Genomic DNA, 20923 nt, shown 5'->3' with positions numbered 1-20923 from the left:
AAGGTTGATCCTGCTCATGAGCCAAGCCCCCCTCGTCCTGGTGGACGGTTCGTCTTACCTGTACCGCGCCTTTCACGCGCTGCCACCGCTGACCACCTCCAAAGGCCTGCCGACCGGCGCGGTCAAGGGCGTGCTGAACATGCTCAAGAGCCTGCGCAAGCAGTATCCGGACAGCCCGTTCGCCGTGGTGTTCGACGCCAAGGGCGGGACATTTCGCGATGAGATGTACGCCGAATACAAGGCCAACCGCCCGAGCATGCCCGACGACATGCGCGTGCAGATCGAGCCGCTGCACCAGAGCGTGAAAGCCCTCGGCTTCCCGCTGCTGTGCGTCGAAGGCGTCGAGGCCGATGACGTGATCGGCACCCTGGCCCGCAGCAGCGCGGCCGCCAATCGTCCGGTGATCATCTCCACCGGCGACAAGGACATGGCACAACTGGTCGACGGCCACATTACCTTGGTCAACACCATGTCCGGTAGTTCGATGGACGTGGAGGGCGTGAAGGAGAAATTCGGCGTCGCTCCGGAGCAGATCATCGATTATCTGGCCCTGATGGGCGACTCTTCCGACAACATCCCCGGCGTTCCCGGCATCGGGCCGAAAACCGCGTCCGGCCTGCTGGTCGGCGTCAACGGCGGCCTGACCGAGCTCTACGCGCAGCTCGATATCGTGCCGACCCTGCCGATTCGCGGCGCCAAGACCCTGCCGGCCAAGCTTGAAGAGCACAAGGAGATGGCCTTCCTCTCCTATCAACTGGCGACCATCAAGGTCGACGTGCCGCTGGACATTGGCCTCGACGACCTGCAAATGGGCCCGGAAGACCCGGCCCAACTGCTTGAGCTCTACACCCTGCTGGAGTTCAAGAGCTGGATCAACGATCTGGAACGCGACGCCAAGCGTCTGGAACTGAGCAGCGCCGCTGCCCCTGAGCCGGCCGCCGATCTGTTCAGCGCACCTGCGGAAGAAACGCCGGTCGCTCCGGCTGAAGCCGCGTACGAAACTATCCTCGATCAGGCCCGTTTCGACGTCTGGCTGGAAAAACTGAAGAACGCCAAGCTGTTTGCCTTCGACACCGAAACCACCGGCGTCGACGCCCAACAGGCGCAACTGGTCGGTCTGTCCTTCGCGGTGCAGGCCAACGAAGCGGCCTACATCCCGCTGACCCACTCCTACATCGGCGTGCCGGAGCAGCTGGATCGTGACACCGTGTTGCGCGCGCTCAAGCCGATTCTGGAAGACCCAAGCAAGCTCAAGGTCGGCCAGCACGCCAAGTTCGACATGAACATCCTGGCCAACTGCGCCATCGGTGGCGATCAGAGCCAGGGCATCACCGTGCGCGGCATTGCCTTCGACACGATGCTTGAGTCCTACGTGCTCAACTCCACCGCCACCCGTCACGACATGGACAGCCTGGCGCAGAAGTACCTGGATCACACCACCGTGAGCTTCCAGGACATCGCCGGCAAAGGCGCCAAGCAACTGACCTTCGACCAGATCGCTCTGGAACAGGCCGGGCCGTATGCCGCCGAAGATGCCGACGTCACCCTGCGCCTGCACCAGACGCTGTTCGAAAAACTCAGCGCCATCCCGAGCCTGGCCAGCGTGCTGACCGACATCGAGATCCCGCTGGTGCCGGTGCTGGCGCGCATCGAGCGTCAAGGCGCGTTCGTTGACGCAGCACTGCTCGGCGTTCAGAGCATCGAGCTGGGCGACAAGATGGTCGCGCTGGAGCGTGAAGCGTTCGAAATCGCCGGTGAAGAGTTCAACCTGGGCTCGCCGAAGCAACTCGGCGTGATCCTCTACGAAAAACTCGGCCTGCCGGTGCTGAAGAAAACCGCCAAGGGCCAGCCGTCCACCGCCGAAGAAGTGCTGGCGAAACTGGCCGAAGACGATCACCGCTTGCCAAAAGTGCTGATGGAACACCGTTCCATGAGCAAGCTGAAAAGCACCTACACCGATCGCCTGCCGGAGCAGATCAACCCGCGCACCGGGCGTATCCACACCTCGTATCATCAGGCTGTCGCGTCGACCGGCCGCTTGTCGTCGAGCGATCCGAACCTGCAGAACATTCCGGTGCGTACCGCTGAAGGCCGACGCATTCGTCAGGCGTTCGTCGCGCCGAAAGGCTACAAACTGCTGGCGGCGGACTACTCGCAGATCGAATTGCGGATCATGGCGCACCTGTCCCGCGACGAAGGCCTGATGAACGCTTTCCGCAACAACCTGGACGTGCACACCGCCACGGCGGCCGAAGTGTTCAAGGTCGAGCTGAACGAAGTGACATCCGACCAGCGCCGTGGCGCCAAGGCGATCAACTTCGGCCTGATCTACGGCATGGGCGCGCAGAAACTGGGCAAGGACATCGGTGTCGACACCAAGACCGCCAAGGCCTACATCGACACCTACTTCGCGCGCTATCCGGGCGTACGTGAATACATGGATCGCACCCGTGCACAGGCTGCAGACCAAGGCTTCGTGGAAACGATCTTCGGCCGTCGTCTGTACCTGCCGGACATCAACTCCAACAAGCCGCAGGAACGCGCTGCCGCTGAACGCACGGCGATCAACGCGCCGATGCAGGGCACCGCAGCGGACATCATCAAGAAAGCCATGGTCGCGGTGGATAACTGGCTGAGCACTTCGGGGCTGGACGCCAAAGTCATCCTGCAGGTGCACGACGAACTGGTACTGGAGGTTCGCGAGGATCTGGTCGATCAGGTTCGCGACGAAATTCGCGTCCACATGAGCGAAGCGGCGAAACTGGACGTGCCGTTACTGGTGGAAGTCGGGGTTGGCAACAATTGGGACGAGGCGCACTGAGGCCTCTGGGACGGGGTTTTGCCGCGACATGACGTCGCGGCAAAGGCATCGAATGACGCTTAGTTCTGATCGCTCTTGAGCTTATTCCAAAGTTTTTTGAAAAGAATCTGAACTAATCTTGCGACAGGCCACTCAGAGTTACTGAATGGCTGGTGAAGCCCTTCGATGCTCCTATGTTGTGTTAAGTGTTGGCAGATATCTGAACCCCGCCCTAGCGGTTCGGAACTTGAACCCCGGAACTTCTCCCTCCCCATATGAAGTCCGGGGCTTTTTTTGCCCCAAAATCGGCTGTAGCGCGGTCATGCTGCGTTAAAAGCGTTACTAAAAATGCTCATTTAGGTCCCCTAAACTCCGCTTTTTACTAACACTTTTGCCTTGCCTGACCGCACTACAGCCAATTTTCTATATTCCGATTATTCGGTCGCCGCTTCGGCGCCTTTGTCTGCCAGTTCCATCCAGCCCGCCAGCACAGTGTAGGCCTCTTCCAGGCCCATGCGTTTTGGTGCGGAGAACAGCTGGATTGTCACCAGATCACCCCAACCCTTACGAATTTCCGACTGCACCTTGAGCAGCGTGTTCTTCGCTGCGCCGTAGGTCAGCTTGTCGGCCTTGGTCAGCAGAATGTGCATCGGCATGCCGGCCGCAACGGCCCAATCGAGCATCAGCAGGTCGAAGTCGGTCATTGGATGACGGATGTCCATCATCAGAATCAAACCCTTCAAACTCTCGCGACCACCGAGGTAAGCCTCGAGGTGACGCTGCCAGTGTTGCTTGAGCGGGATCGGTACTTTTGCATAACCGTAGCCCGGCAGGTCGACCAGACGCCGTTCATCGTCTAGCTTGAAGAAGTTCAACAGCTGTGTGCGACCCGGGGTTTTCGAGGTGCGCGCCAGGCTGGCGTGAGTCAGGGTGTTCAGCGCGCTGGATTTACCGGCGTTGGAACGACCGGCGAACGCCACTTCGAAGCCTTCGTCGTCGGGGCACTGATCGACTTTGGCGGCACTGAGCATGAACGTGGACTGTTGGCACAGGCCGAGGATGGGATTCTTGAGTTGCATGGGATTTCCGATGTGGGCGGCGCCGGGATTGGGCGCGGAACGCGGTGTCGCTTCCGTTTCAGTGACGCCAGTATATAATGCCGCAGATTTTGTGTGTGCTTTGTCCCAGCGAAGGATGAAGTTCACGAGAGCGACAGACCTTGATTGCGCATTAGAACGCAGAACGCTCTCAACCCTGAAAAGGTCGTTTTATGACGAAATGGCTGCTGGCTGCCGGAGTCTTGATGCCGCTTTACAGCGCACAGGCTACACAGGATCCGGAAGCAGTGTACAACCGTGTTTGTGGTGCCTGTCATTCCGGCCAACTCCCCATGGCGCCCAGAAGAGGCGATCAGGAAGCTTGGACGCCGAGGTTGGCGAAAGGTATGGAGACGCTGGTGCAACACGTGACCCAGGGTTTCAAGGCGATGCCGCCGCGTGGTTTGTGCATGGACTGCAGTGCCGAGGATTACCAGGCCATCATCCTCTGGATGAGCGGAAGTAAACCCGGTCCATAACTCTTAACCCTTAGCCGTAGTTGGATTAGCTGATGAACAAATTGATCGTGAGTCTGCTGTTGACCGTGGGAATCTCAGGCTTCGCCCATGCTGCCGGTGATGCCGCCGCAGGCCAGGCGAAAGCCGCCGTTTGCGGGGCCTGCCATGGCCCGGATGGCAACAGCATGGCGCCAAACTTTCCAAAACTGGCCGGACAGGGTGAACGCTACCTGACCAAGCAGTTGCACGACATCAAGTCGGGCAAGCGCACCGTTCTGGAAATGACCGGGCTACTGACCAACCTGAGCGATCAGGACCTGTCCGACATCGCCGCCTACTTCGCCAGCCAGAAAGGCAGCGTCGGCGCCGCCGATCCGAAGATCGTCGCTCGCGGTGAAGCCCTGTTCCGTGGCGGCAACCTGGAAAAAGGCCTGCCAGCCTGCACCGGTTGCCACTCGCCGAACGGCGCTGGCAACGCAGCCGCCGGTTTCCCGCATCTGGGTGGCCAACACGCTCAATACATCGCCAAGCAACTGACCGATTTCCGTAAGGAAGATCCTGCCGTCGGCCGCAGCAACGACGGTGATGCCATGACCATGCGCACCATCGCTCGCAAGCTGAGCGACGAGGACATCGCGGCGGTCTCCAGCTACATTCAAGGCCTGCACTAAGGTCACTGCGATGGTGATTCGAGCGTTGCGTGCGAAGGACAACGCCTGCCACGTTAACGCTCGATTAATCCGTTGCATGAAGTATAAAAAGGGTGGCTTTGGCCGCCCTTTTTTGTGGCCGCTGCCGTTACACTACAGAACTCATGCCCGCCAGGATCTGTCTGAAAACAGGTCGCGCGAGGCGACCCAATTTGCCCAGGAGTAAAGCATGCGTAATCTGATCATCAGCGCCGCCCTCGTCGCTGCCAGCCTGTTCGGCGTGACGGCCCAGGCCGCCGAAGCACCTGCCGCCCCGTACGTCGAACTGAGCAATCCGGTGCCGGTTGCCGTGCCTGGCAAGATCGAAGTGGTGGAGCTGTTCTGGTACGGCTGCCCGCACTGCTACGCCTTCGAACCCGTGATCAATCCATGGGTTGAAAAACTGCCTTCCGACGTCAACTTCGTACGCATTCCTGCCATGTTCGGCGGCCCGTGGGACGCTCACGGTCAAATGTTCCTGACCCTGGAAGCCATGAGCGTCGAGCACAGCGTTCACGCTGCCGTCTTCAACGCGATCCAGAAAGAACACAAGAAGCTGACCGACAAGAACGACATGGCCGACTTCCTCGCCACCCAAGGCGTAGATAAGGACAAGTTCCTGGCCACCTTCGACTCCTTCGCCATCAAGGGCCAGATCATCAAGGCTCGCGAACTGGCCAAGAAGTATGAAATCTCCGGCGTTCCAACCATGATCGTCAACGGTAAATACCGTTTCGACATCGGCTCCGCCGGTGGTGCCGAAGAAGCTCTGAAGCTGGCTGACCAACTGGTCGCCAAAGAGCGAGCGACCAACAAGGCAGCCGCCAACTAAGCGCGGCAATCGCCATGCGCCGCTGGGGAGCCGAACGTCTCGTTGGCCTGCATGATCCGCAGGTCAACGAGCATCACCTGGAGTCCACGGGCCTGCCCGCAGACAGCCGTTTGCGCCTGCTCAGCTTCAACATCCAGGTCGGCATCAGCACCGAGCGTTATCGGCACTACCTGACCCGCAGCTGGCAGCATCTGCTGCCGCACCCCGGGCGCTCCGGCAATCTGCAAAAGATCGGCAATCTGCTCGGCGACTTCGACCTGGTCGCCCTGCAGGAAGCCGATGGCGGCAGCCTGCGTTCAGGCTACGTCAATCAGGTCGAACACCTGGCCCATCTCGGCGCCTTCCCGTACTGGTATCAACAACTCAATCGCAACCTCGGCCGACTGGCCCAGCACAGCAACGGTGTGCTCAGTCGTCTGCGCCCGTGGGCGATCGAAGACCACCCGCTGCCGGGGCCGAAAGGTCGCGGGGCGATTCTGGTACGTTTCGGCGAAGGTCCCGAGGCGCTGGTGGTGGTGATGATGCACCTGGCGCTCGGCGCCCGGGTACGCACGATGCAACTGGCCTACATTCGCGAGCTGATCGGCGGCTACAAGCATCAGGTCCTGATGGGTGACATGAACACCCACGCAAGCGACCTGCTCCAACACTCGCCCTTGCGCGACCTCGGCCTGCTGGCCCCGCAACTCGAAGCGACGTTCCCCAGCTGGCGCCCGCAGCGCTGCCTGGACCATATTCTGCTCAGCCCGACCCTGACCCTGGAAAAAGTCGAAGTGCTGGCGCAACCGATTTCCGATCACCTGCCCGTCGCGGTAGAGATTCGTCTGCCGGGTTCGCTCACGGCCGATGCATTGCCCGCGTTGAGTCCTGCCCCTCGCGGAACGCCTGAATGAGCGACGAAGCCCAGCGCTGGAAAGAGAAATACCTCAAAAGCATCGAACAACAGGAAAAGCTCGAACGTCGATGGGACGCCCGGCTCGACCTGCTGCGCCGCGGCCTGGTGCGCAGCACGCTGGCGGCGGAAGGCACCGACCGCGTGGTCGATCAATGCATGAAAGAAATGCGCGACGTGGTGCGCACCGACGACATGGATGCCGGCCTCGCCGCCCTGTTGCCGCGCCTTGAGAAAGCCGTGCTCGACTCCGAACAGCGTCGTGAAACCCGGATCAATCAGGTCAGCACTGCCCTGAACTCGCTGGTGACTCAGCTGCAATCGCTGCCCCTGCCCCGGGAAGTCGCCCAGCCACTGAAGAAATTCGCCAAGCAGCTGGATGGCCGGGTCAGTCAGGCGCGGGAAATGCCGCTGCTGCTCAGCGAACTCAGCGGCTTGCAGGGCAAGGCCCTGAGCCAACTGGAGACCCCGGCGGAACCGGGACGGCCGGGACTGTTGCAGCGCCTGTTCGGCAGCCGCGACAGCGAGGAAACGCCTGCACCTGTGGCTCAGCCTGCCGTGGCTTCTCCAGCCGCTCAGCCAGAGCAACCACCCGCTGCACCTGAAAGCACGCCAGTGCCGGAAGCGCCTGTCGCAATCGTCGAACCGGCAGCCATTGCGACCGTCATCGAAACACCGGTCACCGCACCTCTGGTCGCGCCACTGCAAGCTTCAGCGCCAGCACCACTCTCAACTCCGGAGCCTGTTGCAGAGCCGGAGGTGGTTGCCTTCGAGCCTGCCCGGATCCTCACAGAAGTTGTTCCGGCTCCCAGCGAACCGGCACCCGCCAAGCCAGAGCCAGAACCCGAGCCGCAAGCCTTCACGCCACCTCCGGTCTTCGCGCCGGCAATGCCGGCGGCCTTCAACCCTGACGAACTGATCCACCCCGGCGACAACCCGCTCCCGGTCATCCTCGACAGCCTGCCCTTGCCCGAGCCTATCGCGCAGGCATTGGCGGCCATCGATCCGGAGCAGTCCGAGCAGGACATTCTCTACGCGTTACCGGACTCGCCCGAACCGTCCTACAGCTCGGTGGCCAAACACATCGAAGACACGCTGATCGGCCTGCTGGACGATCTGACCTTGCCGGAACGCCATCGCCCGCAAGCCGAGGCCATGCGCGATCGACTGAAACATGGCCTCAACTGGTACGAGTTGCTACCGATCCTCGACGATCTGGCGACCTTGATGCTGGCCATCACCGACAGCGGTCAGCACGAGTTCGAAGCCTATCTGCAACAACTCAACGAACGCCTCGAGGCGTTCCAGAGCAACCTGCAGGCCGCCAGCGAAGGTCACGCCGACAACAGCTCTGCGGCGCGGGCGATGGACACGCAGATCCGTGAACAGGTCGATGGCCTGCAGAACAGCGTGCAGGAAGCGGCGGATCTGAACGACCTCAAGCAGGTACTGGAAAACCATCTCGAAGGCCTGCTCGGCACGATGGACCAGCACCAGAAACAACGTGACGCCCGTGAACAGGAAGTGGCTGGACGCCTGAAAAGCCTGGCCGAGCGCGTGGCGCACATGGAACAGGAAGCCCTTGGTTACCGCGAACACCTCGAAGAGCAGCGCCAGAAAGCCCTGAACGATCCGCTCACCGGCCTGCCCAACCGCGCCGCCTGGAGCGAGCGACTCGACCACGAAATCGCCCAATGGCAGCAGCATGGCAACACCTTGAGCCTGGCGATGCTCGACCTCGATCACTTCAAACGGATCAACGACAACTACGGGCATCTGGCCGGCGACAAGGTGTTGAAGATCATCGCCACGGTGCTGCGCAAGCGCCTGCGCGGCAGCGATTTCATTGCCCGCTTCGGCGGTGAGGAATTTGTCCTGCTGCTACCGGCAACCCCGCCGGCCGTCGGCGCCAAACTGCTGGAAACCCTGCGCGCCTCCATCGAGGCCTGCCCGTTCCACTTCAAGGGTGAGCGAGTCACGATCACTATTTCCATGGGGCTGGCGGCGTTCAGGCCGGGAGAACACAGCGATCTGGTGCTCAAAAGAGCCGATCAGGCGTTGTACCGGGCCAAAAACGCAGGCCGCAACCGGGTGGAGCTGGGCTGAAGACAATTGTTCCATTTCATTTAAATCAGCCCTTTTGCCGTTCGCACGCAAGTCAGTACGTTACACTGTTGCATTATCGACTTGCGTGTACTGCCATGAAATTCCTTGCTCTCATCGCGTCGCTGCTCGTTCTGGCCGGTTGTGCCAGCGGCCCGCGCTACGACACCAGCCACCCTTCTGCCAATCACGACAGCCGCGCGCAGTTTGTGATCGTGCATTACACCTCCGCCTCCCTCGAGCGTTCGCTGCAACTGCTGACCCACGGTGAAGTCAGCAGCCACTACCTGATCGGCGATGACAAAAACGGCACGATCTACAAGCTGATGGACGAAAACCTGCGCGCCTGGCATGCCGGCGAAAGCGAATGGCAGGGTCGTACCTGGCTCAACTCAAGCTCGATCGGCATCGAAATCGTCAACCCTGGCTTCAAGGACACTCCGACCGGGCGCATTTGGTATCCGTACAGTGAAGCCCAGGTGCAGTCGCTGATCGTGCTGCTCAAAGACATCAGCAAACGCAACGGCATCAGCCCGGACCACATCATCGGTCACAGCGATATCGCACCGTTGCGCAAGCTTGATCCGGGCCCGTTGTTCCCGTGGAAGCGCCTGGCCGCCGAAGGTCTTGGCTTGTGGCCCGATGAACACGCCGTAGCCCGCCAGCAAGTAAGGTTCGACGTCGAGTTACCGAGCATCAGTTGGTTCCAGGCGCAACTGGCACGCCTGGGCTACGCAACGCCGCAGAACGGCGAGCTGGACGTGGCGACCCGCCATGTACTCGCAGCCTTCCAGATGCACTTCCGCCCTTCCCGCTTCGACGGCACCCCGGATGCGCAAACGGCAGCCTTGCTGCTGGTGCTGAATCAGACAAAATAATGACGCCCGCCCGACGGTCAGGGCGAAAGTGCAATCAGCAGCTATAACTCATTGGTAATTCTTCGGATATCCATGATGGTTGCTACCCGAGAGACGCTGCGTAGCTGGTTTTATCGCCCCTGGTTTCTGGCGATGCTGGCGGCTGTCCTCAGTGCGAGTCTGCTGATCACCGGCGGGTTGTTCGTGGCCGTGCATCAGGTCGAACAAAGCGAAAGCCAAGAAATGAACGCCCAGGGGGAGCGCTTCCTGGCCCGACTGGAACAGTTGTTCGGCCAGTTGCGTGAAAGCCTCGACGACCTCGAGGCCCAGCCCCTGCGCAGCTGCGACGACGAGATGATCGCCACGCTGCAGCAAGTGACCTTCAACTATCGCTTCGTCTATGAAGCCGCCTATATGGACGCCTCGCGGATCTGCTCCAACCGCCCGCGTCAGGAAGGCCTGTCGGTCGTGCGCCCGCCCGACATCAAGGGCCCGACCTACAGCTACTGGCTGAACACCACCACCGAACCCGATGAAAATCGCGCGGCGCTGATGCTCGGGCGCGGCAACTTTCGCGTGGCCACCTCACGCGGGCACCTGACCGACATGGTCGACCTGTCCCCCGGCAGCAGCCTGCTGGTGGTGCTGGACCATGGCAGCCGGGCGATTCCCGTGCTCGGCGTGCCACAGACATGGCCGCCCACCGAGCCATGGCCTCCCAAGAGTCTGGACGCCCTGCAAGTCACCCAGAGCCATCTGATCTATCGCATGCCCACCGACAACCCGGAATATCAGTTGGTGCTGATTACCCCGCGCACCGGCATGCACATCCCCGAGCTTTGGTGGTGGATGGTGCCGGTCTGTCTGCTGCTGGGCGTGCTGGTCGGGCTCACCGTGTTCTGGCTGGTGCGTCAGCATCAATCGCTGGATGCCGAACTGCACGGCGCGATCCGCCGTGGCGAATTGCAGGTGCTGTATCAACCGATCTTCGACCTCGACAGCCGCAACTGCGTCGGCGCCGAAGCCTTGCTGCGCTGGCGCCGGCCGGACGGCACGCTGACCAGTCCCGACCTGTTTATCCCGATGGCGGAAAACACCGGACAGATCCGCCAGATGACCGACTTCGTCCTCCAGCGCCTGCTGGAACAACTGGGCCAATTACTGCGGGCCAATCCGCAGTTGTACATCTCGGTGAACCTGGCGGCGTGCGACGTGATGGTGCCGCGTATCGGCCAGGTCATGGCGCGGCTGTTGACGCTGCACCGGGTGGCGGCACGGCAGATCGCCTTTGAAGTGACCGAGCGCGGCCTGATCGATGTGGTGGTGGCCCGGGAAAACCTGCAAGCGCTGCGCGATGTCGGCCACCAAGTGCTGATCGACGATTTCGGCACCGGCTATTGCAGCCTCGCCTACCTGCAAACCCTGCCGGTGGATTGCCTGAAAATCGACAAGGCGTTCATCGATGCGCTCGGCCATGACGCCGCCAGCAGCGGCGTGGCACCGCACATCATTCACATGGCCCAGGCACTGGATCTGAAAGTGATCGCCGAAGGGATCGAGTATGAGTCCCAGGCGGCGCTGCTCAGCAGCGAAGGCGTGAAGTTCGGCCAGGGCTGGCTGTTCGCTCACGCCTTGAGCGCCGTGCAATTCATCGAGCTGATCACCCGAGGACGGCGTCTCGCCGGCCGCCGGATGGATGACGAGGCCTAGACCGCCAGCGCCATGTAGAACTGCGTGCCCTGCCCCGGTCGCGAATAGACACCCATCCGCCCGCCGTGCAACTGGACGATTTCCTTGCACAGCGCCAGCCCGAGCCCGGCCCCGCCCTTCTTGCGCCCGACCTGAACGAACGGTTCGAAGATCCGCCCTTGCTGGCCGTAGGCAATACCTTCGCCATTGTCCTCGACGCTGATGATCACCCGCTCGCCATGCCGGCGCGCCTGCAAACGGATCAGGCCGTCGCGGGCGGTATGGCGCAACGCGTTGTCGATGAGGTTGTCCAGGACTCGATCCAGTTGGGCCTGGTCAGCCTGCAAACGCGGTAGCGGGCCTTGCACCTCAATGTTCAATGCAACGCCCTTCTGCGCTGCCGAGTCGGCAAAACGCGATTGCGCCTGGGCCAGCAAATCCTCGATGGAGCACGGCGCCAGCGCGAGTTTCTGCAGGCCGCTCTGATAGCGCGAAAAATTCAGCAGATCGTTGATCAGCTGCATCAAGCGCTGCATCTCTTCATTGACGGTGTCGAGCAGATCGGACTCCCGGGATTCCGCCGGAAACTTCGCCCGCTCACGAAACAGCCCGAACGCCATGTGCATGCCGGTCACCGGCGTACGCAGTTCGTGTGATGCACGCAACACGAATTCGCTGCGCACCCGCTCGAAGGCCCGCTGCTCGGTGACGTCGTGCAGCACCATCACCGCGCCGAGGATATGCCCCTGAGTGTGGCTGACCGGGGTCAGGCTGTAGGTAAGCAGTCGCGACTCGCCATCAACTTCGATGCTCAAATCTTCCGGTGCACGCTCAAGGGTGCCGCCACGCAGCACCAGTTGCAGCTGCGCATCCAGTTCGGGACGCTGAAGCGCAGTGCCAAGGCCCTCGCCAAACCGGTCGCTGTCCCAGCCCAGTTGCCGCTGGGCCACCGGGTTCAAATGCTCCAGATGCCCCTGGCGGTCAATCATCAGCAAGCCGTCATCGATGCTGTCGAGCACGGCTTGCAAGCGTTGCTGGCCGGCCAGCAGTTCATCGACATTGGTCGCCTGATGCTCGCGTAGCGCTTCGGCCATCAGCCCGAAACGCCGGGTCAGCAGGTTGATTTCCATGGCCGAGGACACCGGCAGGGTCACTTCGAAATTGCCCTGGCCGATGTTGTCCGCTGCTTTCGCCAGTGCCTCGATCGGTGCACCGAACCGACGAGCGATCCCCTGGGCGGTAATGAAACCGATGATCAACACCGCCAGCCCCACCAACCCGAGCAGGCCGGCGATCAGCAGCGCCCGGTCGCGGGCGGCATGTTGCACGGCGTTGATGTTATCCAATGCGTGCTTGTGCTCGGCGATCAGACCGTTGCGCAGGGTGTTGAAGCGCTCGCGCAAGTCGCCACCGCCGCTCAGGGCCGCGCCCGGATTGCGGGACACGTCGAACGCCTGAAGAAAGCTCAGGTAATCGGCCTTGGCCTGACTGAACCCGTATTGACGGTCGTCGCCTTTCTGCTCCTGAGCGATGCCTTCGTCGAGCAGCTCGAAGTAATGCTGTTTCGACGCTTCGAAGGCGGCTGGATCGGGCTTCTCGGCGAGCATCATGATCAGTTGATCGCCCAGGGTCTGGCGCAGCTTGAGCCCCAGATCAAGGGTGACGAAGTTATTGCGGATCAACGCCTCCTGAGTCCCGGCCATTTGCATCACGCTGACCAGCCCGAGCATCAGCCCGAGCAAGGCCACGGTGATCAGCGCGGAAATGCTCAGGAACAAGCGGGTCCGCAACTTCATCGCCAGTTTCATCGGCGCACGCTCACAAGTTGTACTGCTTGCGCTTGCGATACAGGGTCGAGGCGTCGATCCCCAGGGTCTTGGCCGCCTGGTCGAGGGTGCCGGCGGTCGCCAGTACCGCGCCGATGTGAGCCTTCTCCAACTCGTCGAGGCTCAGGGCCGCGCCGACCCGAGGCGCATTGTTGGCGGGTTGCTCGGCCATGCCGAGGTGGCTGATTTCCACGCGCTCCTGCGGGCAGATGATGCTCGCCCGCTCGACCACGTTGCGCAGCTCGCGGATGTTGCCGGGCCAGCGGTAACCCAGCAGCGCTTCCCGCGCCTCGTCACTGAAACCCCGGGCCGGCCGCGCGTATTCCTTCACGAAGCGAGCAAGGAATCGGTCAGCCAGAGTCAGAATGTCTTCAGCGCGTTCGCGCAGCGGCGGCAGATGCAGGGTGATGACGTTCAGGCGATAGAGCAGGTCTTCGCGGAAGCGTCCGTCGCGCACCATGTCTTCAAGGTTGAGGTTGGTGGCCGCAAGGATGCGCACGTCGGCGCGACGCGTGACGGGATCCCCTACCCGCTCGTATTCCTTGTCCTGGATGAAACGCAGCAACTTTGGCTGCAAGGTCAGTGGAAAATCGCCGATCTCGTCGAGAAACAGCGTACCGCCATCCGCCTGATTGACCCGGCCCAAGGTACTTTCGCTGGCCCCGGTGAACGCGCCGCGACTGTGGCCGAACAACTCGCTTTCCATCAGTTCGGCGGTCAGCGACGGGCAATTGATGGTGACGCAGGACTTCTTCTCGCGCTTGCTCCAGCCATGGATCGCCCGGGCCAGTTCACCTTTACCGGTGCCGGACTCGCCAAGGATCAGGATATTGGCGTCGGTACTCGCCACTTGCCGCGCGGTTTCCAGTACGACTTTCATCGCCGGGCTGTGGGAATCGAGACCGTCCCTGGGTTTGCGGATCTCACCTTCGAGGGCTTCCAGACGCGCCGAGAGCTGGCGCACTTCCAGCTGCTTGGCAGTGGCCAGACGCAACTGGTCAGGGCTGCACGGCTTGACCAGATAGTCGGCGGCACCCGCCTGAATCGCGTCCACCGCCGTGTCGACGGCCGAATGAGCGGTGACGATCACCACGCGCATCCACGGCGCCTGAATGCGCATCTGCGCCAATACATCCAGGCCGTTGTCTTCGCCCAGACGCAGATCGAGAAAGCACAGATCGAACACTTGACGCTGCAACAGCGCGTCAGCCTGGGCCGCGCTGTTGGCGGTGGCGACGGTATAACCTTCGTCTTCGAGGCAATAACGGAAGGTTCGCAGGATGGCGGATTCATCGTCCACCAGCAGAATGCGGCCTTGGTGCTCAGTGGCTGATTCCATTTTTCCTACGCTCCATAAGTGAATGTCTTGGTTTAGTCCCGGAAAAATCGGGCAAGTTGCATGGTTGATTCTGATCGATTCCAGTCATAGCAGGGTAGCTCTCTCCTGCCCTCACAGCTAATCCACTGAATTTGTTGAATTTTTAAGCAATCAGCGTTTTTCATGCATTTGCCTGCGTCCTTTTCTGACATCCGCACCCTGCTCTCAATTCAAAAAGAATGATTTCTCCTACGAAACAATCGTGCATTACGCACGACCGTGGCGGACCCATCGTGCAGGATGCGTCGTCTGGATTTTTCTACGCATCTTTAACTATTTGATTTTATTGACTTTTTTCAAACAAAAAAGCTGGCATGCAGGCTGCAATACCTCTCTCAGCCCGGGCAGATATGCACTGCCCTAACCGAATAAGAGTGAGGAACCCAGGATGACTCGCCAACGTGCCGCCCAAATGCGTATCTCGCCCCTGCATCTACAGCAGGGCCTGTTTGGCGCACTTGCGCTGCTGATCACTCTGATCGCTTGCCAGCAATACCTGCGCTGGGAACAGAGTCAGCAACCTGAACCCCTGATTTCGATGCAGCACGCGACACAAACGCACTTCAGCGCCGTCAGCAGCAGCCAGGCCGATAGCGGCGCGATGCGCATGATGGATGTCGACCAGCCACAACCCCTGGGCGACATACCACGCGAAGAACGCTGGGTTTTCTGATCAACGAATCTGGGCGCCCCCGCGCCGAGACCGGCAACACCCCTAAATAGAAACAAGGAGAATCACCATGTTGAGCTGGGCAATCACATTCCTGATCATTGCCATCATCGCTGCAGTACTGGGCTTCGGTGGTATCGCGGGCACCGCCACGGGTATCGCCAAGATTCTCTTTGTCGTGTTCCTGGTGATGTTCATCGCCTCGTTCTTCTTTGGCCGTCGCGGCCGAGGTTGACCATGAGTGCTTTAAAGACACTGGCAGCCGCCCTGCTCCTGGGCGGCAGTGCCATGGCGATGGCGGCCAATGATGGCCAGGCGCGGGTCAACGAACTGTTGAGTTCGGACCCGCACTACAGGGAAACCTGGGAAGGCGTGGTGAAGAAGGAAGAACGCCTGCCGGAATGGGTGATGAACCTTTCCGGTACGCCGGACCAACAGATGAATGCCGTCACTGAAGACGGCGACAAGTACCTGGTCGGGCCGCTCTGCGAATCCCAGGACAAGTGCCTCAACCACCGCTTGATCGTCGCGTTCAGCTTCGACAAGAAACACGCTTACGCCATGCTGGTCGATGTGCCCGAAGGACTGCCGGCCGACAAGTCGCCAACGCGACATGCCACCTACCGCTTCCTCGGCAAACCCGATCAGGGCATGCAGGATCTGTTGATGGAAACGCTGAAGAAAGATCCGAACTGGTATTGAACATGAGGGCAGCAACGCGCTGCCTTCCATTGCGCCCGCCCGAGGAAGGCCGGCGCATGACCAGGGGGCCGGGACGTTCTGACTGTTGCAGGGTCGGAGTGACCTACGGGTACAGGGAGTGCCTGCGATAAGGGCCGGGTCAGGGTAAAAGCTGCGACGCAAGTTCGCCAACCCGGGGTGGTTCGACGGACTTGCGCTGAGCTTTCAAAGTGACAAAACATTGATCCAGAGCGTTCTGCTCATCTTTTTATCGCTCAGACTGCGCGCGAAAAGCGTTTCGCGGTGTTTCGTCGCGACCGTATATCGAGAAAGAGTCGATTGAGCCAGTCGGACTTTTAGTTTCCAAACGTAGGCTTTTTCCTAAATTTTTCGTCGAAATCACTCGTTCAAAAAATAACCAACCTACGCTGTAATGGCCGGTTCACGGCACTTATGCCTGCTGAAATGTCGTATTCGAACCGGTTGGGACGCCAGTTTCATTTAAAAAAGCTCATGCCGATTCGGCATAGGGTAGGCGTTTACGGCATTAGACGGCGCAACCTTGCATCGGAATAGTTGCGCCTTTTTTCGCCTGCCGGAGAGCCGTAAACACGCGGCCCGGGGCACCTTATACGGAGGCAGATGCACAAACTTTTCCGCTAAAGAGCGTTCCAGTTCCTGCATGTGCCTGAGTCAAACGCAAGTAAGGGTAAAGATAATGAAGAAGGCAAAGCTTAGCCTCGCCTGGCAGATCCTCATCGGTCTGGTATTGGGGATTGCAATCGGTGCGTTGCTCAACCATTTCAGTGCCGAGAAGGCCTGGTGGATCAGCAACGTCCTGCAACCGGCAGGCGATATCTTTATCCGTCTGATCAAGATGATCGTGATCCCGATCGTCATCTCTTCCCTGATCGTCGGCATCGCCGGCGTGGGCGACGCCAAGAAGCTCGGGCGCATCGGCCTGAAGACCATCATCTACTTCGAAATCGTCACCACCATCGCCATCGTCGTCGGCCTGCTGCTGGCCAACCTGTTCCATCCGGGTGCCGGCATCGACATGAGCACCCTGGGCACCGTGGACATCTCCAAGTACCAGGCGACCGCCGCCGAAGTACAGCATGAACACGCGTTCATCGAGACCATCCTCAACCTGATCCCGTCGAACATCTTCGCGGCCATGGCCCGCGGCGAAATGCTGCCGATCATTTTCTTCTCCGTGCTGTTCGGTCTCGGTCTGTCGAGCCTGCAGTCGGACCTGCGCGAGCCGCTGGTGAAGATGTTCCAGGGCGTCTCGGAAAGCATGTTCAAAGTCACCCACATGATCATGAACTACGCGCCAATTGGTGTGTTCGCTCTGATCGCGGTGACCGTGGCCAACTTCGGTTTCGCCTCGCTGCTGCCGCTGGCCAAACTGGTGATCCTGGTTTACGTCGCCATCGCCTTCTTCGCCTTCGTGATTCTGGGCCTGATCGCCAAGATGTTCGGTTTCTCGGTGATCAAGCTGATGCGCATCTTCAAGGATGAGCTGGTCCTGGCTTACTCCACCGCTTCCTCGGAAACCGTGCTGCCACGCGTGATCGAGAAGATGGAAGCCTACGGCGCACCGAAAGCCATCTGCAGCTTCGTGGTGCCGACCGGTTACTCGTTCAACCTCGACGGTTCGACCCTGTACCAGTCCATCGCGGCGATCTTCATTGCCCAGCTGTACGGCATCGACCTGTCGATCAGCCAGCAACTGCTGCTGGTCCTGACCCTGATGGTGACCTCCAAAGGTATCGCCGGCGTGCCGGGCGTGTCCTTCGTAGTACTGCTGGCCACTCTGGGCAGCGTCGGTATTCCGCTGGAAGGCCTGGCGTTCATCGCTGGTGTCGACCGTGTGATGGACATGGCGCGTACCGCCCTGAACGTAATCGGCAACGCCCTCGCCGTACTGGTTATCGCGCGTTGGGAAGGCATGTACGACGACGCGAAAGGCCAGCGCTACTGGAACTCGCTGCCGCACTGGCGCAGCAAGGAAAAACTGCCGGCCGGTGACGTTTCCAAGAACTGATCCCCGCCCGCAAGGCACCCTGACAAACCCCGGAGAAATCCGGGGTTTGTCGTTTCTGGCGACCCCGCTATCATTCGCCGCATCTTCCGGGGGATTTGACTGATGCTTAATGGCCTGTGGCTTGGCTTCTTCATCGTGGCAGCCGTTTCGGCGCTGGGGCAATGGCTGATCGGCGGCAACGCCGGGATCTTCGCGGCGATGGTGGAAAGCATTTTTGCCATGGCCAAGCTGTCGGTCGAGGTCATGGTGCTGCTGTTCGGCACGCTGACCCTGTGGCTGGGCTTCCTGCGCATCGCCGAGAAGGCCGGGATCGTCGAGTGGCTGGCCAAAGCCCTGGGCCCGCTGTTCCTGCGACTGATGCCGGAAGTACCGGCGGGGCATCCGGCCATCGGCCTTATCACCCTGAACTTCGCCGCCAACGGCCTGGGCCTGGACAACGCCGCCACGCCGATCGGCCTCAAGGCCATGAAGGCGCTGCAGGAGCTCAACCCCAGCTCGACCATCGCCAGCAACGCGCAGATCCTGTTCCTGGTGCTCAACGCTTCGTCCCTGACCCTGCTGCCGGTGACGATCTTCATGTACCGCGCCCAGCAAGGCGCGCCGGACCCGACGCTGGTGTTCCTGCCGATCCTGCTGGCCACCAGTTGCTCGACCATCGTCGGCTTCCTGTCGGTGGCGTTCATGCAGCGCCTGCGGGTCTGGGACCCGGTGGTGCTGGCTTACCTGATTCCCGGCGCGCTGATCCTCGGCGGCTTCATGGCGCTGCTGGCGACGATGTCGGCCACCGCGCTGGCGGGCCTGTCGTCGATCCTCGGCAACTTGACGCTGTTCGGTCTGATCATGCTGTTCCTGGTGATCGGTGCATTGCGCAAGGTGAAGGTTTACGAAGCGTTCGTCGAAGGTGCGAAGGAAGGTTTCGACGTCGCGAAGAACCTGCTGCCGTATCTGGTGGCGATGCTTTGTGCGATCGGCGTATTACGCGCGTCAGGCGCTCTGGACTTCGGCCTCGACGGCATTCGCCATCTGGTGGAGTGGGCAGGGTGGGACACACGGTTCGTCGACGCGCTGCCGACCGCGATGGTCAAACCGTTCTCCGGCAGCGCCGCCCGGGCGATGCTGATCGAAACGATGAAGACCTCGGGCGTCGACAGCTTCCCGGCGCTGGTGGCCGCGACAATCCAGGGCAGCACCGAGACCACCTTCTACGTGCTGGCGGTGTACTTCGGCGCGGTGGGCATCCAGCGCGCCCGGCATGCCGTCGGTTGCGCCCTGCTGGCCGAGCTGGCGGGTGTGCTCGGCGCTATCGGCGTCTGCTACTGGTTCTTCGGCTGATACTCAAGGCCGGGCGGTCGGCACGACCTTCTGGCCTTGTTCCACCGCCCACGCCACCACCTTCGCCGTCAGCCGATCACTGGCCTGACCGAATCCGGCCACCACCGCCGGGACTTTTACATCATTCAGTGGCTGGCGCTCTTCGAAGCGGCGGCTGGCGAGGATGCGCTGGTCATAACCGCGCACCAGCAACGCATCCACCCGCACCACGACGCTGGCCTGCGTGCCCTGATACTCGGTCTGAAACGCCTGCAGGCTGCCGCCCAGCTCCAGATCCGCCTGGAAGTTGCTGTCATCGGTACTCAACAGCGACACCCGGCCGTCACGCTGGAAACCATCGAGCAGCCGATTGCGCACCAGCACCGGTGCCGGATCGCTCCAGCGCGAGGCCTTGTAGCTGCTGATCACGTCCCCCTGGGGAATCACTGCGATGCTCGGCCGATTGAGCGCTTCGCTGGCCTGCAATTTGTTCAGACGCAGCGACCAGTGCTGAGTCGCCGCCGAACTGGCCGAGGCGGGCGCCTGTGCGGCCGGTAGGCGGTAGACATCCAGCGGTTCGGACTTGGGCAGGATCGAGCACGCGCTGATCAGCGAAAGGCCGGCGATGAGGAGGGCGAGGCGAGTCAGCTTCATGGCGTGAACTCCTTGTTCTTGTCACTGCCCAGCAGGTAACCGCTGGGGTTGGCCTCCAGACGTTGGGAAATGGCCCGCAGCGAGGACAGGGTTTCACGCAGTTCACGCACCGCCGGCGCCAGGCCGTTGAGGCCCTGCATGCCGCTGTCGAGGGAATTCTGATTCTTGCTGAGCAAGCCGTTGATGGTGGCGCTGCTCTGTTCCAGCGACTTCATCGCCTGCTCGGCGCTGCCCAGAGCCTGTTTGCCCTGATCGTTGAGCAGACCGTTGGCGTTGCGCATCAGCAACGACGTTTGTTCGAGCATGCTGCCGGCCTGTTTGCCGACGGTCGCCAGTTGCTGCATGGCCTGGCGTAGATCGCCGCGCTGATCGTTGATCGAACCGGTGGTCTGTTCCAGATGGGCCAGGGTCTGGCTCACGCGCTCGATGTTTTCGCTGGAGAACATCTGGTTGGCGTTGCTGAGCAGGGTACTGATCCCGCTCATCAGGTCGTTGCTGTCATTGAGCAGCCGTGAGATAGGCGAGGGCGACGCGACGATGGTCGGCAGATTGCCGTCCTTGCCGCGCAGTTTCGGGCTCTCTGGCGTGCCGCCGCTGAGCTGGATGATCGACGTGCCGGTGATCCCGGCCAGCGCCAGTTTGGCGAGGGTGTCTTCCTTGACCGGCGTGTCGCCACCGAGGCGAATCCGCGCCAGCACCCGGCGCGGGTCCTGCGGATCGAGCCGCAGACTGACCACATCGCCGACCTTGATCCCGCTGTACTGCACCGGGCTGCCCCGGGACAGGCCGCTGACCGCCTCGTTGAAGACGATTTCGTAATCCTTGAACTCGGTATCGACGCTGGACTTGGCCAGCCACAGACCGAAGAGCAGGGCACCGGCCACCACAATCACCGTGAACAGGCCGATCAACACATGATGGGCTCGGGTTTCCATG

At 61.1% G+C, this 20923-nt stretch carries 18 protein-coding genes; 13 read left to right on the top strand and 5 right to left on the bottom strand.

Translation table 11 applies throughout. From position 1 onward, the window contains the following. Positions 1–16: 16 nt before the first annotated feature. On the top strand, positions 17–2821 hold the full coding sequence (gene polA, locus AC07N4_RS18535) for a DNA polymerase I (RefSeq protein ID WP_493065553.1): 2805 nt from the start codon (positions 17–19) through the stop codon (positions 2819–2821). A gap of 413 nt (positions 2822–3234) precedes the next feature. Here polA and yihA read toward each other — a convergent pair whose 3' ends face one another. Further along, positions 3235–3879, bottom strand: coding sequence for a ribosome biogenesis GTP-binding protein YihA/YsxC (yihA, locus tag AC07N4_RS18530; protein ID WP_085606393.1), 645 nt, complete (start codon positions 3877–3879; stop codon positions 3235–3237). 191 nt (positions 3880–4070) lie between these two features. On the opposite strand from yihA, the gene AC07N4_RS18525 reads away from it, so the two are divergent. The 7 genes from AC07N4_RS18525 to AC07N4_RS18495 all read left to right on the top strand — a co-directional run bounded on the left by AC07N4_RS18525 (position 4071) and on the right by AC07N4_RS18495 (position 11438). Next, complete coding sequence (locus AC07N4_RS18525; protein ID WP_085713044.1) at positions 4071–4376, top strand: c-type cytochrome; 306 nt, start codon at positions 4071–4073, stop codon at positions 4374–4376. Between the two features lie 32 nt (positions 4377–4408). Next, positions 4409–5026, top strand: coding sequence for a c-type cytochrome (locus AC07N4_RS18520; RefSeq protein ID WP_096822422.1), 618 nt, complete (start codon positions 4409–4411; stop codon positions 5024–5026). Between the two features lie 208 nt (positions 5027–5234). Beyond that, a complete protein-coding gene (locus tag AC07N4_RS18515) occupies positions 5235–5876 on the top strand; it encodes a thiol:disulfide interchange protein DsbA/DsbL (protein ID WP_493065554.1) in 642 nt (213 codons plus the stop codon). A 14-nt stretch (positions 5877–5890) separates the two neighbouring features. Next, positions 5891–6769: an endonuclease/exonuclease/phosphatase family protein gene (locus tag AC07N4_RS18510; RefSeq protein ID WP_096822419.1), complete on the top strand. Its 879-nt coding sequence runs from the start codon at positions 5891–5893 to the stop codon at positions 6767–6769. Beyond that, on the top strand, positions 6766–8874 hold the full coding sequence (locus AC07N4_RS18505) for a diguanylate cyclase (RefSeq protein ID WP_493065555.1): 2109 nt from the start codon (positions 6766–6768) through the stop codon (positions 8872–8874). The genes AC07N4_RS18510 and AC07N4_RS18505 overlap by 4 nt, the downstream gene beginning before the upstream one ends. 95 nt (positions 8875–8969) lie before the next feature. Next, positions 8970–9749: an N-acetylmuramoyl-L-alanine amidase gene (locus tag AC07N4_RS18500; RefSeq protein ID WP_102621166.1), complete on the top strand. Its 780-nt coding sequence runs from the start codon at positions 8970–8972 to the stop codon at positions 9747–9749. A 72-nt stretch (positions 9750–9821) separates the two neighbouring features. Further along, positions 9822–11438, top strand: a complete 1617-nt coding sequence (locus AC07N4_RS18495) for an EAL domain-containing protein (RefSeq protein ID WP_096822416.1) — start codon at positions 9822–9824, stop codon at positions 11436–11438. Here AC07N4_RS18495 and AC07N4_RS18490 read toward each other — a convergent pair. Continuing rightward, positions 11435–13225 carry a KinB sensor domain-containing domain gene (locus AC07N4_RS18490; RefSeq protein ID WP_273537556.1) on the bottom strand — a complete coding sequence of 597 codons (1791 nt, stop codon included), beginning with the start codon at positions 13223–13225 and terminating at the stop codon, positions 11435–11437. The genes AC07N4_RS18495 and AC07N4_RS18490 overlap by 4 nt on opposite strands. A 10-nt stretch (positions 13226–13235) precedes the next feature. Beyond that, positions 13236–14582 (bottom strand): sigma-54-dependent response regulator transcription factor AlgB, encoded by a 1347-nt coding sequence (algB, locus tag AC07N4_RS18485; RefSeq protein WP_096822414.1) that lies wholly within the window; start codon positions 14580–14582, stop codon positions 13236–13238. Between the two features lie 427 nt (positions 14583–15009). Here algB and AC07N4_RS18480 point away from each other — a divergent pair, with 427 nt between their 5' ends. The 5 genes from AC07N4_RS18480 to AC07N4_RS18460 all read left to right on the top strand — a co-directional run bounded on the left by AC07N4_RS18480 (position 15010) and on the right by AC07N4_RS18460 (position 19354). Next, complete coding sequence (locus tag AC07N4_RS18480) at positions 15010–15294, top strand: hypothetical protein (RefSeq protein WP_493065556.1); 285 nt, start codon at positions 15010–15012, stop codon at positions 15292–15294. Between the two features lie 67 nt (positions 15295–15361). Beyond that, positions 15362–15526 carry a DUF1328 domain-containing protein gene (locus AC07N4_RS18475; RefSeq protein WP_003177151.1) on the top strand — a complete coding sequence of 55 codons (165 nt, stop codon included), beginning with the start codon at positions 15362–15364 and terminating at the stop codon, positions 15524–15526. 2 nt (positions 15527–15528) lie between these two features. After that, the gene (locus tag AC07N4_RS18470) at positions 15529–15993 is read left to right on the top strand and encodes an inhibitor of vertebrate lysozyme family protein (RefSeq protein ID WP_096822412.1); all 465 of its coding nucleotides are present in this window, start codon (positions 15529–15531) and stop codon (positions 15991–15993) included. Positions 15994–16690: 697 nt separating this feature from the next. Next, positions 16691–18022 carry a glutamate/aspartate:proton symporter GltP gene (gltP, locus tag AC07N4_RS18465; protein ID WP_011331769.1) on the top strand — a complete coding sequence of 444 codons (1332 nt, stop codon included), beginning with the start codon at positions 16691–16693 and terminating at the stop codon, positions 18020–18022. Positions 18023–18124: 102 nt separating this feature from the next. After that, on the top strand, positions 18125–19354 hold the full coding sequence (locus AC07N4_RS18460) for a nucleoside recognition domain-containing protein (protein WP_007954056.1): 1230 nt from the start codon (positions 18125–18127) through the stop codon (positions 19352–19354). A gap of 3 nt (positions 19355–19357) precedes the next feature. Here AC07N4_RS18460 and AC07N4_RS18455 read toward each other — a convergent pair whose 3' ends face one another. Together AC07N4_RS18455 and AC07N4_RS18450 are read right to left on the bottom strand one after the other, a co-directional pair. After that, the gene (locus tag AC07N4_RS18455) at positions 19358–19987 is read right to left on the bottom strand and encodes an ABC-type transport auxiliary lipoprotein family protein (RefSeq protein WP_102621168.1); all 630 of its coding nucleotides are present in this window, start codon (positions 19985–19987) and stop codon (positions 19358–19360) included. After that, a complete protein-coding gene (locus AC07N4_RS18450) occupies positions 19984–20922 on the bottom strand; it encodes an MlaD family protein (RefSeq protein ID WP_249484364.1) in 939 nt (312 codons plus the stop codon). The genes AC07N4_RS18455 and AC07N4_RS18450 overlap by 4 nt, the downstream gene beginning before the upstream one ends. Between the last annotated feature and the right edge of the window lies 1 nt (position 20923).

It is taken from the genome of Pseudomonas sp. GW821-FHT09E04, assembly GCF_059416185.1.
The sequence above is the reverse complement of the archived record's forward strand: the minus strand, read 5'-3'. Positions and strand labels throughout refer to the sequence as shown.

Bases quoted from the DNA above. Each gene is read 5' to 3' on its own strand.
- gltP (WP_011331769.1), top strand. From the start codon at position 16,691: ATGAAGAAGGCAAAGCTTAGCCTCGCCTGGCAGATCCTCATCGGTCTG.
- AC07N4_RS18525 (WP_085713044.1), top strand. From the start codon at position 4,071: ATGACGAAATGGCTGCTGGCTGCCGGAGTCTTGATGCCGCTTTACAGC.
- AC07N4_RS18515 (WP_493065554.1), top strand. From the start codon at position 5,235: ATGCGTAATCTGATCATCAGCGCCGCCCTCGTCGCTGCCAGCCTGTTC.
- AC07N4_RS18475 (WP_003177151.1), top strand. From the start codon at position 15,362: ATGTTGAGCTGGGCAATCACATTCCTGATCATTGCCATCATCGCTGCA.
- AC07N4_RS18495 (WP_096822416.1), top strand. From the start codon at position 9,822: ATGATGGTTGCTACCCGAGAGACGCTGCGTAGCTGGTTTTATCGCCCC.
- AC07N4_RS18510 (WP_096822419.1), top strand. From the start codon at position 5,891: ATGCGCCGCTGGGGAGCCGAACGTCTCGTTGGCCTGCATGATCCGCAG.
- yihA (WP_085606393.1), bottom strand. From the start codon at position 3,879: ATGCAACTCAAGAATCCCATCCTCGGCCTGTGCCAACAGTCCACGTTC.
- AC07N4_RS18470 (WP_096822412.1), top strand. From the start codon at position 15,529: ATGAGTGCTTTAAAGACACTGGCAGCCGCCCTGCTCCTGGGCGGCAGT.
- AC07N4_RS18455 (WP_102621168.1), bottom strand. From the start codon at position 19,987: ATGAAGCTGACTCGCCTCGCCCTCCTCATCGCCGGCCTTTCGCTGATC.
- AC07N4_RS18490 (WP_273537556.1), bottom strand. From the start codon at position 13,225: ATGAAACTGGCGATGAAGTTGCGGACCCGCTTGTTCCTGAGCATTTCC.
- AC07N4_RS18480 (WP_493065556.1), top strand. From the start codon at position 15,010: ATGACTCGCCAACGTGCCGCCCAAATGCGTATCTCGCCCCTGCATCTA.
- polA (WP_493065553.1), top strand. From the start codon at position 17: ATGAGCCAAGCCCCCCTCGTCCTGGTGGACGGTTCGTCTTACCTGTAC.
- AC07N4_RS18460 (WP_007954056.1), top strand. From the start codon at position 18,125: ATGCTTAATGGCCTGTGGCTTGGCTTCTTCATCGTGGCAGCCGTTTCG.
- AC07N4_RS18520 (WP_096822422.1), top strand. From the start codon at position 4,409: ATGAACAAATTGATCGTGAGTCTGCTGTTGACCGTGGGAATCTCAGGC.
- AC07N4_RS18505 (WP_493065555.1), top strand. From the start codon at position 6,766: ATGAGCGACGAAGCCCAGCGCTGGAAAGAGAAATACCTCAAAAGCATC.
- AC07N4_RS18450 (WP_249484364.1), bottom strand. From the start codon at position 20,922: ATGGAAACCCGAGCCCATCATGTGTTGATCGGCCTGTTCACGGTGATT.
- algB (WP_096822414.1), bottom strand. From the start codon at position 14,582: ATGGAATCAGCCACTGAGCACCAAGGCCGCATTCTGCTGGTGGACGAT.
- AC07N4_RS18500 (WP_102621166.1), top strand. From the start codon at position 8,970: ATGAAATTCCTTGCTCTCATCGCGTCGCTGCTCGTTCTGGCCGGTTGT.